The organism is Nostoc sp. 2RC (assembly GCF_014222165.1).
Classification (GTDB): Bacteria; Cyanobacteriota; Cyanobacteriia; order Cyanobacteriales; family Nostocaceae; genus Nostoc; species Nostoc linckia.
On sequence record NZ_JACKZU010000017.1, the window covers coordinates 24,246 to 43,054 of the forward strand.

Genomic DNA, 18,809 nt, shown 5'->3' on the forward strand with positions numbered 1-18,809 from the left:
GGTTTTATGAATCAAGCAGTATTATCAACTAACCCTGATGCGATCGCTGTCATTGGTATGGCAGGTCGGTTTCCTGGAGCTAACAATATCAATGAGTTTTGGGATAATTTACGTAATGGCGTTGAGTCAATTACTGCTTTATCGGATGCAGAACTGATGGCAATGGGTGTTACTCCTTCACTATTGCAAGATAGTAACTACGTGAAAGCCAAGGGTGTCTTAGAAAACATCGAACTATTTGATGCGTCCTTTTTTGGCATTAATCCTAAAGAAGCCACAATTACAGATCCGCAACACCGAATTTTCTTAGAATGTGCCTGGGAAAGTTTAGAAAACGCTGGTTACAACAGTGATATTTATCCTGGTCGAATTGGAGTTTATGCTGGTTTAAGTCAGAGTACTTATCTATTAAATAATATACTTGCCAATCGAGAATTAATTGATTCGGTAGGCAGCTATCAAATTTGGTTGGGTAACGATCGCGATTTTCTCTCCACCCTGATTTCCTATAAATTAAATTTGACTGGCCCCAGTGTTGTGGTGCAAACTGCTTGTTCTACTTCCTTAGTTGCCATTCATTATGCTTGCCAAAGTTTGATTGCTGGTGAAAGCGATATCGCCTTAGCTGGCGGTGTTTCTATTGCCGTACCCCATCGAGTTGGCTATACCTATCAGCCAGGAGGAATCTTTGCTCCTGATGGTCACTGTCGCGCCTTTGATGCCAAAGCTAACGGCACGGTAAGCGGTAGTGGTGTGGGAATTGTAGTATTAAAACGGCTAGAAGAAGCCCTTGCCGATAGAGATTATATTTATGCAGTCATTCAAGGATCGGCCATCAACAACGATGGTGCTGTGAAAGTAGGTTACACAGCTCCTAGTATGGCAGGACAAGCCAAAGCGATCGCCGAGAGTTATACTTTAGCTGGCGTAGAACCGGAAAGCATCACTTACATCGAAACTCACGGTACTGGCACAGTTTTAGGCGATCCCATCGAGATTGCTGCCCTTAATCAAGTGTTTTGTGCTAATACCGAAAAAAAAGGTTTCTGTGCCATTGGTTCAGTCAAAACTAACATTGGTCATTTAGATACGGCTGCTGGTGTGGCAGGATTTATCAAAACCGTCCTTGCTCTCAAACATAGGCAAATTCCGCCCAGCTTGCACTTTCAGGAACCGAACCCGCAAATTGATTTTGCCAATAGCCCCTTCTACGTCAACACTACTCTTTCTGCTTGGGAACCTCATGGTACTCCTCGCCGTGCCGGGATAAGTTCTTTTGGTATTGGCGGCACAAATGCTCACATCGTTGTGGAAGAAGCCCCATCTGTAAGAAAGCAGGGGAGCCAGTGCGTTGCGGAGGTTCCCGACGCTCAAGGATTCGCTACCGCTTCGCTATCCGTTGTAGCAACTGGCGTGAGCAGGGGAGATGGGGAGCAGGGGAGAAATTATCAATTACTAGTAGTATCGGCTAAAACTAGCTCTGCCTTGGAGACAGCAACAGTAAATCTGGTTCAACATCTCAAACTACATTCTGACCTCAATCTGGCGGATGTTGCTTACAGTTTGGGCATTGGTCGCCGGGCTTTCAACCATCGCCAGATGTTAGTTTGTCAAAACTTAGAAGATGCAATCATCACTCTGACAAGCCCAGACTCACCACGAGTTTTATCAAGCTATCAAGAATGCCACAATCCACCTGTAGTTTTTATGTTTCCTGGTCAGGGTACGCAGTATGTAAATATGGGTCGGGAATTGTATCAAACAGAGCCAATTTTTCAAGCAGCAGTTGACCAGTGTGCAGAAATTCTACAACCACATCTAGGGCTAGACTTGCGCTGTGTACTGTATCCTGCTCCGATAGAGATTGAAATTGCCACCCAGCAGTTACAACAAACTGCAATTACCCAACCAGCACTGTTTACCATTGAGTACGCTTTAACCAAATTGTTAAAATCATGGGGCATTCAACCGCAAGCAATGATTGGTCATAGTATTGGGGAATATGTAGTAGCTCATCTTGCTGGTGTTTTCTCCTTAGCAGAGGCTTTAGCATTAGTAGCAGCACGAGGACGGCTGATGCAACAAACGCCTCTAGGAGCAATGTTGGCTGTTTCCTTGTCTGCGGTGGACGTACAACCCTTTTTAAATGAACATTGTTCTCTAGCGGCAATTAACGCTCCTTCATTGTGTATTGTTTCTGGTAATGTAGAGGCGATCGCACAACTAGAACATCATCTCAATAAAAACGGTGTCAAAACTCGTCATCTCCACACTTCCCATGCTTTTCATTCTGCAACGATGGATTCTATTTTGCTAGCGTTTGCAGAGGAAGTAAAAAAGATTAACTTCCAACCACCGCAAATTCCGTATATCTCAAATCTAACTGGTACTTGGATTACGGCTACTCAAGCTACAGACCCCAATTATTGGTTACAACATTTACGCCAAACAGTACTTTTTGCTGAAGGCGTGCAATTGTTGTTACAAGAACCAGAACAGGTTTTGCTGGAGGTTGGTGCTGGTCATACTTTGAGTACGTTTGCAAGAATGATTGGGGAAAAACTTTCTTTTAGTCCGAAAGTTATACTTACTACTCTTCCCCATCCCCAAAAACATCAGTCAGATACACAGTGTTTGTTAAACTCACTCGGTCAGCTTTGGCTAACAGGTGTTGAGGTTAATTGGTCTGGTTTTTATCAGCATCAGCAATGCTATCGCGTCCCGTTACCAACCTATCCCTTTGAGCGCCAACGTTATTGGATTGAGCCTGAAAAACCAGCCAAAATCACAGATATTTCTCCAGCAAACTTGGCTAAAAAGCCGGATATTACCAATTGGTTTTATGTACCTTGTTGGCAGCAAACTAGATTACCTCAGCCTTTCCACAAAGCCAATATAGGATGTTGGCTGATATTCATCGATGAATGTGGTTTTGGTTCTCGACTACTAAACAGGCTGGTGACAGGAAATCAGGATGTAATAACTGTGAAGGTAGGGCAGCAGTTTACCCAGATTGATAATTGCACCTATGTTATAAATCCGCAAAAATCCGAAGATTATCAGGCATTGTTTGATACACTCCGCGTCTTGGGCAAAATCCCTCAAACAATCTTGCATTTGTGGAGTATCACAACAAATGAAAGCCCATCTTCAGAAATTGAGTTGTTTAATCAAACCCAAGATTTAGGCTTTTACAGCTTACTATTTATTGTTCAGGCACTAGGTAAACAACATCTAGGCAAGCAAATCAAAATTGGGGTTGTGTCTAACAATATTCAAATGGTGACGGGGGAAGAAATTCTTTCTCCAGAAAAAGCTACTGTGTTAGGGGCTTGTTTGGTGATTCCCCAAGAATATCCTTATATGACTTGCCAAAATATAGATATTGGTAGTCTTATTTCGCCTAGTTGCTATGAGGAAAAGCTCATAGATTTTGTTCTAGCGGAAATGGTGGCAGAAGTGCCTAACTCAATTGTTGCCTATCGTGGAAATCGGCGATGGATACAAACTTTTGAACCTGCACCATTGAAAACGCCTGATGCAGAAAAACCTGGGTTACGAGAAGGAGGCGTTTATTTAATTATTGGTGGCTTGGGTGGTATTGGCTTTGCGTTAGCAGAATATTTAGCAAAGACTGTACAAGCAAAATTAATTTTGATTGGACGTTCGCTGTTACCAGCTACAGAAGATTGGCAGCAATGGTTAGACACTCACGATCCTGAAGATAAAATTAGCCAGCACATACTAAAAGTGCAAGCTCTAAAAGCACACGGCGCAGAGGTTATGGTCAAAAGTGCTGATGTTGCTAGTTTAGAACAAATGCAAGCAGTAATTGAACAAGCTAGCGATCGCTTTGGTAAAATTCATGGTGTCATCCATGCGGCGGGAATTTTCAATCCAGAATGCTTTCGGGAGATTCAACAAATAACTCAAGCCCAATGCGAACAACAATTTCATGCCAAGGTACACGGGCTTTATGTCTTGCAAAAAATATTACAAGGGAAAAAACCTGATTTTTGTTTGCTGACTTCTTCTTTATCGTCTGTACTAGGAGGATTGGGGTTTGTTGCTTATTCTGCGGCTAATTTGTTTATGGATGCTTTTGCCCACAAGTGCAACCAATCCAACGAAATTCCTTGGTTAAGCATAAATTGGGATGGCTGGAAAATTAATCCAGAAAAAGAAACAAATAATTTAGGTGCGACTTTGGCAGAATTAGCGATCGCACCCCATGAAGGTGTAGAAGTTTTTCAGCGTGTTTTATTTAATACATCAAATCAAGTAATTATTTCTACCGCAGATTTAAAAACTCGGATTGAGCAATGGATTCAACCACAATCCCCAGTAATCACAACCTCACTACACTCTCGCCCAAATTTAAAAAATGCCTATGTTGCAGCGCAAAATCAGCTAGAACAAACCATTGCTAATATCTGGCAAGAACTCTTGGGTGTCGAGTCTATCGGTGTCCACGATGATTTTTTTGAACTCGGTGGACATTCCTTACTGGCAACTCAGGTCATTGCTCAAATGTGCAAAGCTTTCCAGGTAGAGTTATCTTTGAGTAGCCTGTTTGAATCGCCTACTATAAAAGCTCAAGCAGATGCAATTACCCAAATTCAGAAAGAACAAAATCCAGAGAAAGTTATACCCGTTCTACCTGTAATTACACCAAACCTTGGGCAACGCTATCAACCTTTTCCCTTAACAGATGTCCAACAAGCATACTGGATTGGGCGTAGTCAAGCATTTGAATTAGGGAATGTGGCAACTCACGGTTATATTGAGTTGGAGACGGAGCGCCTGGATTTAGAACGGTTAAATTTGGCTGTACAAAGGCTGATTGCCCATCATGATATGTTACGTGCGATCGTCTTACCAAATGGACAGCAGCGAACTTTACCACAAATAGAGACTTATCACATAGAAATCCTCGATCTACGCGGACAAAACCCTACAGCCGTTGCATCCCAGTTAGAAGCTGTACGACAGAGGATGTCTCATCAATTACTAGCAGCCGATCGAGTACCTTTGTTTGAAATCCGTGCTTCTCGTTTAGATGATTGCCGTATTCGTTTACATCTGAGTTTTGATTACTTAATCGTCGATGCTTGGAGTTTGGGTGAAATTCTCGCACCACAGTTGTATCAGCTTTATCAAAATCCTCAGGCAGTCTTAGCACCATTGCAAGTTTCTTTTCGAGATTACGTTTTAGCAGAAATAGCCCTCAAAAATACAGAACTTTATCAACGTTCCCAAGCTTATTGGTTCCAACGACTTGCCACATTACCACCTGCACCAGAATTACCTTTAGCAAAGCATCCCAGTACCATCAAACAGCCCCGCTTTGTGCGTCGCAGCGCCCATTTGCAGCCAACCACTTGGCAACAATTAAAAACCCGTGCTATTCAAGCAGGAGTCACACCTTCGGGAGTTTTATTAGCTGCCTTTGCCGAAATTTTGAGTTTATGGAGTAAAAACCCTCAATTTACACTTAATTTGACATTATTTAATCGTCTCCCCCTCCATCCCCAAGTTAACGAAATTGTCGGAGACTTTACTTCACTGACGTTATTGGCTGTGGATTATTCCACTCCAGAAGCTTTTTTATCCAAAGCGCGACGTTTGCAAAAACAGCTTTGGCAAGACTTGGAACATCGTTATATCAGTGGTGTGGAAGTTTTGCGGGAATTAGCCCGTAGCCAAGGAGGAACAACTAAAGCAGCTATACCGATTGTGTTTACTAGTACCTTAACTCAAGGTACTCCCGAACCAGACACTTTAGGGTTAGAGAAAATAGGAAAGGTAATTTACAGCATTTCTCAGACACCCCAAGTTTGGCTAGATCATCAGGTTTCTGAAAGAGACGGGGCTTTAATGTGGAGTTGGGATGCAGTTGAAGAACTTTTTCCAGCCGGGCTATTAGACGATATGTTTGCAGCTTATTGTCGGCTTTTGGATTCTTTAGCTACTGAAGAAACAATCTGGCAAACGGTAACACAGCAAAAACCACTGACAACTCGCAAGGATACTGCATCACCAATATCTGAGGCATTGCTTCACACTCTCTTTGCTGCCCAAGTACCCCAACAACAGCATCAGCCGGCAGTCATCACCCCAAACCGGACTTTAACTTACCAACAGTTGGATTGTTTAGCCAATCAACTGGCTTATCAACTACGGCGCTTAGGTGTGCAACCGAATACATTGGTAGCAGTCGTCATGGATAAAGGTTGGGAACAAGTTGTGGCGGTACTAGGAATTCTCCACTCTGGTGCTGCATACTTACCCATTGCCCCCGAATTACCGCATGAACGTCAATGGCATTTACTTCAAGAAGGAAAAGTTCAGATAGTGTTAACTCAGTCCTGGCTAGATGCAACTTTAACATGGCCGGACTCGATTCAACGTCTTTGTATAGATACTTTGACGCTGGTAGATGATATTCCAACTTTAGAAACAGTGCAGTCATCTACTGACCTTGCTTATGTTATCTACACTTCTGGTTCCACGGGTTTACCCAAAGGAGCGATGATTGACCATCGCGGGGCTGTAAATACTATCTTGGATATTAACAAACGCTTTGCTATTGGATCGGGCGATCGCGTTTTAGCTCTTTCTTCTCTTAGTTTTGATTTATCAGTCTATGACATTTTTGGTACATTAGCTGCCGGCGCGACAATTATCATTCCAGAAGCGACAAGTTCTAAAGATCCAGCCCACTGGTTAACACTTATACAACAATACCAAGTCACCGTTTGGAATTCCGTCCCTGCTTTGATGCAGATGTTGATGGAGTATGCAAATAATCAAGCCGATATACTTCAATCGTTGCGTTTGGTATTGTTAAGTGGTGATTGGTTGCCTTTAAGTTTACCCGCGCAAATTCAGTCTGTTTGTGAAAATGTCCAAGTTGTTAGTTTAGGCGGCGCGACAGAAGCCTCCATTTGGTCAATTATCTATCCTCTAACAACAGTTGATCCCCATTGGAAGAGTATTCCCTACGGTCGTCCTATGACTAACCAGCAGTTTTATGTGCTTAATCAAATGTTGGTAGAGTGTCCCGTGTGGGTAGTGGGAGAACTTTATATTGGTGGTGTTGGACTTGCCCAAGGCTACTGGCAAGACCAAAATAAAACTGATGCTAGTTTTATCATTCATCCCCAAACTAAAGAACGGTTGTACAAAACTGGTGACTTGGGGCTGTATTTACCAGATGGCAATATTGAGTTTTTAGGACGAGAAGATTTTCAAGTTAAGGTTAATGGTTATCGCATCGAACTAGGTGAAATTGAAGCTACCCTACAACAACATCGCAGCGTTAAAGAGGTGGTAGTGGCTGCTGTGGGCGAGTCACGAGAGAATCAGCAATTAGTAGCTTATATAGTGCCAACCAATCATCAACAACCTGAAGCCTACAAACCTAGTCAACTTCCTAATGTATTGCTCGATCCTATAGAAAGGATTGAATTTAAGCTCAAACAATCAGGATTGCGACAAACCAGAATTGATGATTCCATTGTTAAATTACCAGATGCCTCTTTTGATGAAGTTCTCAAGCAAGCTTATTTACAGCGTCAGAGTTATCGTCACTTTCAAAACGAACTTATTTCCTTAGAACTGTTTAGCCAGTTTCTTGGCTGTCTGCGACAATTGCACCTAGATGGCTTCCCTTTACCAAAATATCGCTATCCTTCTGCTGGTAGTCTTTATCCAGTTCAAACTTACCTATATGTCAAACCGCATCGCATAGCAGGATTGACTGCTGGTTTTTACTATTATCATCCTGCCAAACATAGCCTAGTGTTGCTAAATCCAGAATCGGCGATCGCCAGCAATATTTATGGTAGCAATCAACTTATTTTTGAACAATCCGCTTTTTCAGTATTTTTGATTGGACAATTGAATGCGATCGCTCCTATGTATGGCGAATTGGCGAAAGATTTTTGTTTGTTGGAAGCTGGTTATATCGGTCAATTGCTGATGAACCACGCACCAGAATATCATCTTGGTCTTTGTCCTATTGGCTACTTAGAATTTGCGGAATTACGTGAATTTTTCATCCTAGAATCCAGTCAAATTTTACTCCACAGCTTTGTCGGCGGCAAAATAGACCATACTCAAACTCAACAATGGTTAAAGCCTCAACCTATCCAACAGCCAAAGGCTATTACCGAGCAATTACGTACTTTTGTACAGCAAAAATTACCCGAATACATGAAACCTTCAGCTTATGTTTTACTTGATACTTTACCATTAACAGCAAATGGCAAAGTGGATAGAAAAGCTCTACCATTACCAACTCAGGAAAAAAATTCAGCAGACAGTGTTGCACCTCGTAACTCTATTGAAACTACTTTGGTTGCTATTTTTACTGAAGTTACCAAGATTACACAAATCGGAATCCACGATAACTTCTTTGAATTAGGAGGCGATTCCTTGAAAGCAACCCAAGCGATCGCGCGAATGCGGGAAGAATTGCAAATTGAACTACCCTTAGCCAGTTTGTTTGAGCAACCAACAGTGGCGCGTCTGGCAAATTATATCGCAGATATGGTTAGCGATAACTCGGATGATGAGCGCGAACAAGGAGTTTTATGAATCGTTATCTCAAACTCTCACTCTCTGCGCCTCTGCGTCTCTGCGTGAGAAAAAACCATGCCCCAATTGAGCAACACCTATTATGAAACCTATCGAAGAACTCTTATCTGAGTTGAAACGCTTAGACATCAAAATTTGGGCAGAAGGCGATTATTTACGTTATGACGCACCCAAAGGTAAATTGTCATCTGTCGTGCGATCGCAATTAGTAGAACGCAAACAAGAAATTCTCGCATTCCTTCGTCAAGTCAATCTTAAAATTACATCCATTCAGCCCATTTCACGAAATCAAGAAATTCCTTTATCTTTCGCCCAACAAAGGCTATGGTTTCTCAACCAGTGGGAAGGTGAAAACGCTTCTTACAACGAATCTGTAGCTGTGCGACTGAAAGGTTTACTCAACTTATCTGCTTTGCAACACAGCCTCAATGAAATAGTGCGTCGTCATGAGGCTTTACGCACAACTTTTGTTTGTATTGATGGAAAACCGATTCAAACAATCTCTCCTGATTTGCATTTATCGTTGTCACTCATTGATTTACGGGAAATACCCCAATGTCATCAACGCCAAGCCGAAGCGTTGAAGTTGCTTGCACAGGCAACAAACTGTCCTTTTCAGCTAACTGAAGCACCATTGCTGCGAACCACTTTAATAAAGTTAGACGAAACAGAACATATACTTTCGTTTACAATCCACCACATTATTTGTGATAACTGGTCGATGGGTATTCTTTTGCAAGAGGTAGCAGTATTATACACAGCTTTTTGTAGTAACAAGCCTTTACCTTTACTAGAATTACCTATACAGTATGCTGACTTTGCTATTTGGCAGCGACAGTGGTTAACTGGCGATCGCCTCCAATCTCAACTCAATTATTGGCAGCAGCAATTAATTAACTATCCTCCCATACTACAATTGCCTACAGACCGTCCTCGACCTGCGCTACAAAGCTTCTGTGGGAAAACACAATCTTTCTCCTTATCCTCAGACTTGACTGAAGCACTCAAAGCACTAAGTCGTCAAGAGGAAATGACATTGTTCATGACGCTGCTAACAGCTTTTGTCACCTTGCTTTACCGCTACAGTCAGCAGGATGATATTCTGATCGGAACTGCGATCGCCAATCGTAACTATAAAGAACTAGAAAGATTAATAGGGCTTTTTGCCAATACCCTAGTGCTACGTACTAATTGTGCGGGCAATCCTACTTTTCAAGAACTGCTTCATCAGGTGCGGGAGTGTACTTTGTCTGCATATACCCATCAGGATTTACCTTTTGAGTATTTAGTAGAACAACTCCAGCCTGAACGCAACCCCAGCTACAATCCATTATTCCAGGTAATGTTTGTTCTCCAAAATTCTCCGATGGAAGAATTAAAACTTCCTGGTTTGGATTTGAATTTACTCCCCCTAGAAAATCAAACAGCCAAATTCGATTTAAGTTTGGTAATGCAAGAAAAGGAATGTGGATTGTATGGGGAATTAGAATACAACACCGACTTATTTAACGCTAACACTATCTGTCGGATGGTGGAACATTTACAGATTTTGTTAACAGGTATTGTGGTTAATCCAGAACAACGCCTCGGAGACTTGCCGATATTGACTCCAGCCGAACAGCAGCAGTTGTTGGTGAGTTGGAATCATACTCAAGCCGATTATCCCCAGGATATCTGTATTCACCAATTATTTGCAGATCAAGTAGAGCAAACACCGAATGCTGTGGCAGTTGTTTTTGCAGATCGGCAGTTAACTTACCAAGAATTGAACCAGCAAGCCGATGCTTTAGCCCATTACCTCAAGCAACTTGGTGTTAAACCAGAAGTACTCGTAGGAATTTGCCTGGAAAAATCATTAGAAATGGTAATTGGCATCCTAGCAATTTTGAAAGCAGGCGGCGCATATCTGCCATTAGATCCTTCTTATCCAAAAGAAAGATTAGCTTTTATTTTAGAAGATGCCAAGCCTTTAGTGTTGCTTACCCAAACGCGGCTAATTACAGAGTTATCGTTACACAAAGTTAAGGTTGTATGTCTAGATACATCATGGCAAAATAATATTTCTGAAACAATTACGCAACGATATCCAACTGAGGTTAAATCACAAAATTTAGCATATATAATTTATACCTCCGGTTCTACAGGCACACCCAAGGGAGTAATCATTGCCCATCAAGCTTTGGTAAACCATAGTCTTGCTGTTGCCAAAATCTATCAACTCCGGTCAAATGATAAAGTTTTACAATTTGCCTCTATTAGCTTTGATGTTGCCGCAGAAGAACTTTTTCCATCTTGGTTATGCGGTTCAACAGTTGTGATTCGCCCTGATTGGGTACTATCTTTTTCAAATTTCCAGCAATTCCTAGAGTCAGAAAAAATTACGGTTTTAAATCTACCTACTGCCTACTGGCATCAGTGGGTATCTGAATTATCTAATTCAAACATTGCATTGCCGCCTAAATTGCGCTTGGTAATTGTGGGAACGGAACAAGCACAACGCGAAAAATTAGCACTATGGCAGCAACAGGTAGGCACTAAAGTTCGCTGGCTTAATGCCTACGGGCCAACAGAGGCGACTATTGGCGCAACAATCTACGAACCTGTTGATGTGCCAGAAAACTTCCAAATTGCTAGTGTACCTATTGGTCGCCCCATAGACAACACCCAAATCTATATACTAGACAAACACCTCAACCCTACACCTATTGGTATCCCTGGTGAATTGTATATTAGTGGTCTTGGTTTAGCACGAGGCTACCTGAATCGACCTGATTTAACAGCTGAGAAATTTATTCCTAACCCTTTTAATAATTCAAAATTCAAAATTCAAAATTCAAAATTTAATCGCTTGTATAAAACTGGTGATTTAGCCCGTTATTTACAAAATGGCAATATTGAATACTTAGGCAGAATAGATAATCAAGTAAAAATCCGAGGGTATCGTATAGAGTTAGAGGAAATTGAAATTGCACTAACACAACACCCAAATGTGCAAGAGACAGTTGTAATAACTCATCTAAATGATGCAAGGGATACGCAATTAATTGCCTATGTAGTCCCTAACAACAAGCAGCAACCTACTGCTAAAGAACTACGAATCTTCTTGAAACAACAGTTACCTGATTACATGATTCCGTCAGCTTTTATGCTGATAGAAAACTTACCACAGATGCCTAATGGTAAAGTAGATCGTCAAAAACTTCTAGCACTAGAATTCAAGCAACCAAGTTTAGAGAAAGATTTTGTAGCACCTCGTGATGACTTAGAACTTCAACTTACGCAAATATGGGAAGAGGTTTTGGGTATTTCTCCCATTGGTGTTACAGATAACTTCTTTGAACTTGGAGGTCATTCACTTTTAGCTGTGCGCTTGATGGCTAAAATTGAAAAACTCTTTGGATGTAGATTATCACTTTTTCAACTTTTTCAAGAAGCTACTATTGAAAAACTTAAAACTCTTCTTAGCCAAAACATTCACTCTTCTCAAAATCCATCTCCACTAGTAGCCATTCAACCTCGCGGTTCAAAAAAACCTTTATTTTTTGTTCATCCTGTAGGGGGAAATGTTTTTTGTTACTACGAATTAGCCAGTTCTTTTGGTTTAGATAGACCATTTTACGGTTTGCGATCGCTTGGTCTTGATGGAGAATGTAAGCCTTATACTAGCATCGAAGATATGGCATCTGCATATATCTCAGCTATACGCGTTATTCAACCAGAAGGTTCATATCTTTTAGGAGGGTGGTCGATGGGAGGTGTAATAGCTTTTGAGATGGCAACTCAATTACAAAAGCAAGGTCAAAAGGTTGACTTACTTGCTTTACTAGATAGCCAAGCACCAATTTCAAAAACACAATCCATAAATATCAATTATTACGAGCGAGATCGGCTATTAATTGATTTAGCTCAAGATATAGCTAGATCTACAGGAGATGAAAACTTAAATCTAGATCATCTTAATACTCTATATACAAATCTCACAAAGCTTAAGCTAGAAGAAAAACTTGATTATTTTTGGCAACAAGGCAAAATATTTAAATTTTTACCTCAATACCTTGAACGTCAACATTTTCACCATCTATGGAAAGTTTTTCAGAATAATACCCAAGCTTTGATTGACTATAATCCGAAAAAATCTGTTAATAGCATTTTATTGCTTCGTGCAAGTAAAAGTGTTATTCATGATAATTTAAATTCAAATTGGCAAGTATTTTCAACACAAGCATTACAAATTATTAATATTCTTGGCAATCACTACACAATGCTTAGAAAGCCTAGCGTTTATCAATTACAAAAAGCAATAAATAAATATTTAGAAAATATTGAAAAATAAAGAGTTTAAATTGCGTGTATTAATTTTATATCAAAATTAAAAGTTACATTTGATTTATTTTTGATATTTTCATTGAAACTGCAATACATTGACTGGCAGTTTAGCAAAATTGTTTAGTCAAGTTATTTCACTATCGTACTCTGACTCCAGCACCCTCAACACCTTCTCCTCCAACTGGGTTAAGTAAGCCCGCTTCAGTTTCCCCAACGACTCCAAAAATCTCTGCACCGACTCTTCCAGTTCACTCGAATACACCCGACTAATGCGATCGCAAATCTGCTGCACCTGCTGACATTCGGCAGGCAAGTAATCATAAGACTTGAGATGCTGCACTGCAACCGTCAATTCACTATCCCAGGTTCTCACGGTACAGCTAAAGTCGTTTACTTGAGTAACAATAGCCCAACAGCCACTCTTGCCCCTAAGTTCTGGATTATCTTTGACTAAAATCTGGCAAACTTCACCGATCTGGTAGGTGTTGGGTACTTTGGTACGTTCTATAATTTGTTGCACCACGTCTTTAACAATCCTGCCCGTTGGGACTTTACCACCAGCTTTTTCCACAGCAGCCTGCCAAACCTCCTGTTGTTGTTGGGTTTCTAACTTTGTCAATGGTCTAACCTGTCCCTCTGCTGTCGGTAAAATGTCCACAATTTGTGGACATTTATGCAGATTGTCCACAACGACAGCTGCATCAATTAACTGATAAGAGCGAGAACGGTTGTAACCGAATCTATCTTTACAATACTCCTCAAAGGTGGAATGAGTAGAGCGATATAACCTGCGGTCGCGCAACTCTGCCAAAGCTTTACCCGCTTCAAAAAACGCCCTCTCAACTTTGCGCTCTAAGTGCAAGCGATCGCTCTGTTCTTGCTCAGTTAATTCTGGGACTTCGACAGCAGAAACATCAATGATTGCAGAAGCTGGATTTTCTGAAGAGGAAATGTCTGAGTTGGGTAGTTTCGGATTGCTTGATGCGGCAGAGGTGGCTTGTTTGCGCTTATGGCGTGGGGTGTTCATCAATCCACCTCTCCTAATTAATATACTGCTTGCTCAAAATCCATCACAGCTAAATTTCAAGTGTGCTATCTAACAGCCAACTTGCTATACACAATACTAAAAACAAGCACTTTAACTGCTTTACCATCTCTCCACTCAAAGTTAGGGTAAGCAGTCATAAGTTGCTAGTTAAGAATAGTTTTGGCGATCGCTGCTGGGAGCACAAATGATAAAAAAGCTAATAAATCAACAGTTTCGTCAACAAACATTTCGGTTCACTTCTCAAACACTTGTGCAAGCTCTTCAATAGACAGTCGCGTAATTTTACATAATTTTGCTGTTTGCATAGGAGTTAGTCGCGGCAAATAAACTCCTCGTTCCCAGTTGGAAACAGTTTGATCTGTGACGCCTACGGCCTCCGCAATTTGCCTCTGAGTTAATCCCAGAGACTCTCTTAGCTTCATAAATGGATGCTCCGAACTCATCTATACAAAATTCTACTACAAGATACAACTACAAGCAAACTTAACAACTACAAGTGAACTTGATTTAATAGATATAGAGAAAGCGCCTGGACTGGTAATCTGAAGCGCCTCTCTAGTCCTATTCAAGAACCTACTCATTATGACTCATGCCATTTAGACAGCACAACAGCTGTGCCTAAAATCCCTAGCCCAGCTAAAGCGCATCTACAGCGAAATCGGCTGCACCATCGAAGTACGAGACAGACGACGCAGGGCTGCGTGGATTAGTGCGATCGCTTCTCACCAAGCCGCCCAACTCCAGAAAATTGACGAGCAGGACATAGCCCAAGGCGAGTTCGACCAGTACATCGCAGCCCAAGCCCAAGCTGTTGCACCAGAAGAATTGGCAATCAAAGAAATCAACCCCCACCATTTCGAGATTTTTGCTGGTAAACAGCTAATCGCGTACATCAGCTACGATAACGGCGAGTTCGTCACCCAGCCTTGGGTAGTTATGGTGAATGGTAACGAAATCTTCCGCTATACCACTTTTGCCCGATGCCATCGCTTCATCCAATGGCATTACAAAGACGGAACACTCCCATTACCCGCACCAGCCCAGTTTACAGAAGTTCCGACAATTGCAGAAATCTCGTTTTACGACCAAGAAGCCTTGGTTAATGGCGAACTGGTAGCCAGCATTAGCTTCGATGACGAGAACCATGAGAACCTGTACTGGCGAGTCTTGGTAAATAACAAAGAGATTTTCCGAGACATCACACCAGAGCGATGCCAAAGTTACATCAAGCAGCAGTACCAGCAATGCACGTTACCAGTGCAGGAACCGTTTGAAGAACCTTGCACTACTGGCAATGAAATCATGGCTCAGATTGCCACTGAATGCGAGAAACAAGGCTTAGAACTGCTCGACGATGGCATTTACCGGGATGACGCTGGACTTTAGACTAAAAAGCGCAAAATGACTCAGGGAAACTGAGTTGAGAAAAAGTAAAGTAAAAAATTAGAAAAATAGCGAATCAAGCAGGTTGAGGCTCGGTTCTACGTAAACAAGAAGTACGTTTTTTAACGATGGGATAGCGAATTCTACGCTGGCGAGACTGCCCCTTCTTCCAACCTGGAGATTTACCACGTGGTTTTGGCGGAATGGATGGAGTGGAAACTCTGACCAAAATCGCAGGCATTGCTTGTGCAACACGCCCAGGCGTGAGTTGAGTCATTTGTTTTTGCCACGGGAGCGGATTGTCGTTGACAATATCACGAGCCAGCCACAACTCCCAAGTCATAAGTGGCATAAGGTCGCTCCATCGGTCACATTGTTGGGGCGTTGCCAGCTTTGGTAGTGTCCAATGTAACCTTTGTTTTAGGAAGCGATACCAATGGTCAACAGCAAACCGTCGTAAGTAGAGTTTCCACAGTTGAGATAAAGACGGTATTTCTTCACCCACAAAAGCCAACCACATCGGTTTATTGACTCGTGGAGAACCGTCCTCAAGTAGCCTCTCAACCAGTATGATTGACATTGGGTGGTGTGGAGAAAGACGAAAATGCTTTCTTGTCCAAAACCGAATTCTGAGTTTACCTAGTTTGGCATCTTGTTGTTCAATGGTTTGTTCTGGCTCAGACCAGGTAGTGACATCGTTGAGTTTAAACTTATCACCGTGTACTCTTGGTTTCCCCCTGCCTGAGTATTTTGGTGGTTCTCCCCATAAGCACAAGTTGGAACGCAACCGCATCAGTTTATCTGCCTTAATGTCAGCAGTTTTATTCACAAAAGGCGCACATCCATATTCGATGTCCCATAATGTGATTGGTCGAGATGGTAAACTCTGACACACTTGTTTTAGCTGCCATACGGCTTTATCTATGGGATTTTCCCAACTTGTTATTCGCTCATGTCTAAGTGGTAATGCCCAACTTCCTTCAATTTCTGGTATCCAAGCTATGGTACTATACCCGTATCCAGGAGTAATGGGACGACCTCCTCTTCCCCCTTGAGTATAATGCTCGTAAGTTCTTTCTCTCAGGGTTGGCGCATCCGGCCTCGACCATGCCGTATGGTCTCCTGCCAGAACGATACGTCCAAAATTGGGTATTTTTTCACTATACAGTCGCATCAGCTTCTGACGTTGTGGTCTGGTATCCTGTATTGCTTCATAGATACTTGACCATTGACGACGGAATACTGGACACATTGATAAATCTGCCAAGCTGTAAACATTACGTGTGAGCAAGATTGCATCCATCAGTTCAAACGTGGTAGCTCGGTAGTATATACATAGGTTTCTAGAACTTCAAAGTCTGCTCGTAGAATTGGGACAAGAAGTTGCATTAATTCGGCGTTTTTCAGTAGTGCTTCGGGAGTACCATTGAGACGGCGTAGTTCTTCTATGAACTCCGGTTCACTTAGAGCATGGATAGGTGGATGTGGATCGGGAATTTGTGGAGCGTGGCGACCGGAAACAAACATATGTACTGGTTCAAGACCGTACTCTTTGCGGAGTAAACGAGCTAGTTCAAAACTGATAACTGCTCCCATGCTATGACCAAAAAAGGCGAATGGCTTGTTTAAATGTGTAAACAAGGCCTGAGCTAAAGCACCGACAAGAGGTTCTAGCCGCGAGAATGGGGCTGACTTCATCTGGGTTCCTCGTCCAGGAAGTTCAATAGAGCAAACTTCTACAGCTGTAGGTAGACTATCAGCCCATGTGCGAAAAATTATAGAACTACCACCTGCATAGGGGAAGCAGAATAAACGCACCGAAGCACGAGGATTAGGTTTGGTATATGTTAGCCAGGAGTTAAATGTTTGTGCAGTTGTCATATTTTCTTGTCGAATTTCTGTTAAATCAGTGGTGGCTTAGTGCCCCCACTGATTTAATAACGAATTGCGTTAGCGCAGCAGGGCGTACTCCTTTCCTACGGAACGCTACGCGAACGGAGAAACAAGCTACGCGTAGCGTCTTTAAGAGTTGCCCATTGCGAAAAGCAGCGAATTGGTTAGACCTTGGACAACCTTTACGAAAAATCAAATGCGTTATGATTTCCCCCCAGCAGCTTCTTCCATTTTCTTGCGAAGACTAAGTGGCCTCATGTCAGTCCAAACTTCTTTGATGTAATCCAGACATTCTTGTTTTAAACCACTTTTGCCAGCATCCTTCCAGCCGAGTGCATTTTCTCGGTCAGCAGGCCAAATGGAATACTGTTCTTCATGATTGACTACAACTTTGTAAATTGTTGTGTCTTCTTTGTCGTCTTGGTACATAATTTGGCTCCTACTATTTAATTAACGGGACTTAGGCAAAAAAAGAAGTTAAAAAAGGGTAAGATACAGAGATAGCAAAGCTTTTACGTCAAACCAACCCCGATGAAAGAGACAACACCCACAGCTATGCCCCCATGCTTTGAAAAATGGTGTCAAAGGTTTGACGATGTATTTAGTCATAAAGCGCAAAAAAGGGAGTTTAGGCATTATTTAGGGGGATTATTAGGAGAAAGCGAGCGTAAAAACCTGTTCCAAATAGCAGAGAACGCCGTAGGAGTGAATTACCATCGATTACACCACTTTTTAACAGATGCACCTTGGTCTAGTTCACTAGTGAATGAACGACGCTTACAGGTAATGAACAAATGTAGTCAGACCAGAATTAGTAGAGGATTCAGCTTGATAATAGATGATTCAGGTCATAGAAAAAGTGGTAATTTTACCCAGGGGGTGGGAAGACAATATATCGGAGAAATTGGCAAAACAGATAATGGGTTAGTAGTAGTAACAAGTCATTTATATGATGGGAGAAAAAGCGTACCATTAGATATAGAGTTATATCAGCACGCTGATTCACTACCAGAGGGAAAACAAGACCCACTATTTGAGACAGGGCAAACGCATCTAAAGTACTATTGATCACGACAAAGATTAAGACCCAACGAAAAAATCATTATTTCTGGCTTAATTTATTTTCCCAGGCTTAAAGCGATCGCTAAAATCTTTGTCAATAAGCAGGGATTAATGAGATTAATTTTACGTCTATTGAGAATAGACTAGCCTTATTGACATGATGCGGCCGCCCTGCTATTTGAGAAAAAAACAGAGATAGCAATCAAGTTAATAGACCAAACTCTGGAGCGAAGATATCAACCAGGAATAGTGATTGTAGATGCGGGATATGGTAACAATACATCATTCCTATTAGAACTAGAAAAGCGAAAATTAAAGTATTTAGGAGGAGTAGCCAAAAATCGAAAAGTCACAATTAGTGAGCAAGAAAATAATCAACAAACAATGAGGCTAGATGGGCGTTGCATAATAGAGGGATGAATTGAGGTCATCTACTGTGCAATGTCCATACTGCAACTCTACTGAAATTAGAAAAAATGGTAAACGAAGAGGTAAA

7 protein-coding genes and 3 pseudogenes are annotated in these 18,809 nt (G+C 41.7%); 5 read left to right on the forward strand and 5 right to left on the reverse strand.

What is annotated here, in order from left to right; all coding sequences use genetic code 11:
* Positions 1–6 precede the first annotated feature (6 nt).
* Together GNE10_RS03795 and GNE10_RS03800 are read left to right on the forward strand one after the other, a co-directional pair.
* The gene (locus tag GNE10_RS03795) at positions 7–8,601 is read left to right on the forward strand and encodes a non-ribosomal peptide synthetase/type I polyketide synthase (RefSeq protein ID WP_185563720.1); all 8,595 of its coding nucleotides are present in this window, start codon (positions 7–9) and stop codon (positions 8,599–8,601) included.
* Positions 8,602–8,683: 82 nt separating this feature from the next.
* Positions 8,684–12,934: a non-ribosomal peptide synthetase gene (locus GNE10_RS03800; protein WP_185563721.1), complete on the forward strand. Its 4,251-nt coding sequence runs from the start codon at positions 8,684–8,686 to the stop codon at positions 12,932–12,934.
* A gap of 117 nt (positions 12,935–13,051) precedes the next feature.
* On the opposite strand, the gene GNE10_RS03805 is transcribed toward GNE10_RS03800, so the two are convergent.
* Both GNE10_RS03805 and GNE10_RS03810 read right to left on the reverse strand, forming a co-directional pair.
* On the reverse strand, positions 13,052–13,954 hold the full coding sequence (locus tag GNE10_RS03805; RefSeq protein ID WP_185563722.1) for a hypothetical protein: 903 nt from the start codon (positions 13,952–13,954) through the stop codon (positions 13,052–13,054).
* A gap of 254 nt (positions 13,955–14,208) precedes the next feature.
* A complete protein-coding gene (locus tag GNE10_RS03810; protein WP_185563723.1) occupies positions 14,209–14,418 on the reverse strand; it encodes a helix-turn-helix transcriptional regulator in 210 nt (69 codons plus the stop codon).
* Positions 14,419–14,800: 382 nt separating this feature from the next.
* On the opposite strand from GNE10_RS03810, the gene GNE10_RS03815 reads away from it, so the two are divergent.
* The gene (locus GNE10_RS03815) at positions 14,801–15,361 is read left to right on the forward strand and encodes a hypothetical protein (RefSeq protein WP_185563724.1); all 561 of its coding nucleotides are present in this window, start codon (positions 14,801–14,803) and stop codon (positions 15,359–15,361) included.
* A gap of 73 nt (positions 15,362–15,434) precedes the next feature.
* Here GNE10_RS03815 and GNE10_RS03820 read toward each other — a convergent pair whose 3' ends face one another.
* From GNE10_RS03820 to GNE10_RS03830, 3 genes and pseudogenes are all read right to left on the reverse strand, one after another.
* Positions 15,435–16,661, reverse strand: a complete 1,227-nt coding sequence (locus GNE10_RS03820) for an NF041680 family putative transposase (protein WP_185563725.1) — start codon at positions 16,659–16,661, stop codon at positions 15,435–15,437.
* An 11-nt stretch (positions 16,662–16,672) separates the two neighbouring features.
* A pseudogene (locus GNE10_RS03825) lies at positions 16,673–17,239 on the reverse strand (thioesterase II family protein); the annotation flags it as partial.
* Positions 17,240–17,452: 213 nt separating this feature from the next.
* Complete coding sequence (locus GNE10_RS03830) at positions 17,453–17,680, reverse strand: MbtH family protein (RefSeq protein ID WP_185563727.1); 228 nt, start codon at positions 17,678–17,680, stop codon at positions 17,453–17,455.
* A gap of 102 nt (positions 17,681–17,782) precedes the next feature.
* On the opposite strand from GNE10_RS03830, the pseudogene GNE10_RS03835 reads away from it, so the two are divergent.
* Both GNE10_RS03835 and GNE10_RS03840 read left to right on the forward strand, forming a co-directional pair.
* Positions 17,783–18,280: pseudogene (locus GNE10_RS03835) on the forward strand (transposase); the annotation flags it as partial.
* Between the two features lie 207 nt (positions 18,281–18,487).
* Positions 18,488–18,709: pseudogene (locus tag GNE10_RS03840) on the forward strand (transposase); the annotation flags it as partial.
* Between the last annotated feature and the right edge of the window lie 100 nt (positions 18,710–18,809).

Coding starts and splice junctions, on each gene's coding strand:
- GNE10_RS03795 (WP_185563720.1), top strand. CDS start 7: ATGAATCAAGCAGTATTATCAACTAACCCTGATGCGATCGCTGTCATT.
- GNE10_RS03800 (WP_185563721.1), top strand. CDS start 8,684: ATGAAACCTATCGAAGAACTCTTATCTGAGTTGAAACGCTTAGACATC.
- GNE10_RS03805 (WP_185563722.1), bottom strand. CDS start 13,954: ATGAACACCCCACGCCATAAGCGCAAACAAGCCACCTCTGCCGCATCA.
- GNE10_RS03810 (WP_185563723.1), bottom strand. CDS start 14,418: ATGAGTTCGGAGCATCCATTTATGAAGCTAAGAGAGTCTCTGGGATTA.
- GNE10_RS03820 (WP_185563725.1), bottom strand. CDS start 16,661: ATGGATGCAATCTTGCTCACACGTAATGTTTACAGCTTGGCAGATTTA.
- GNE10_RS03830 (WP_185563727.1), bottom strand. CDS start 17,680: ATGTACCAAGACGACAAAGAAGACACAACAATTTACAAAGTTGTAGTC.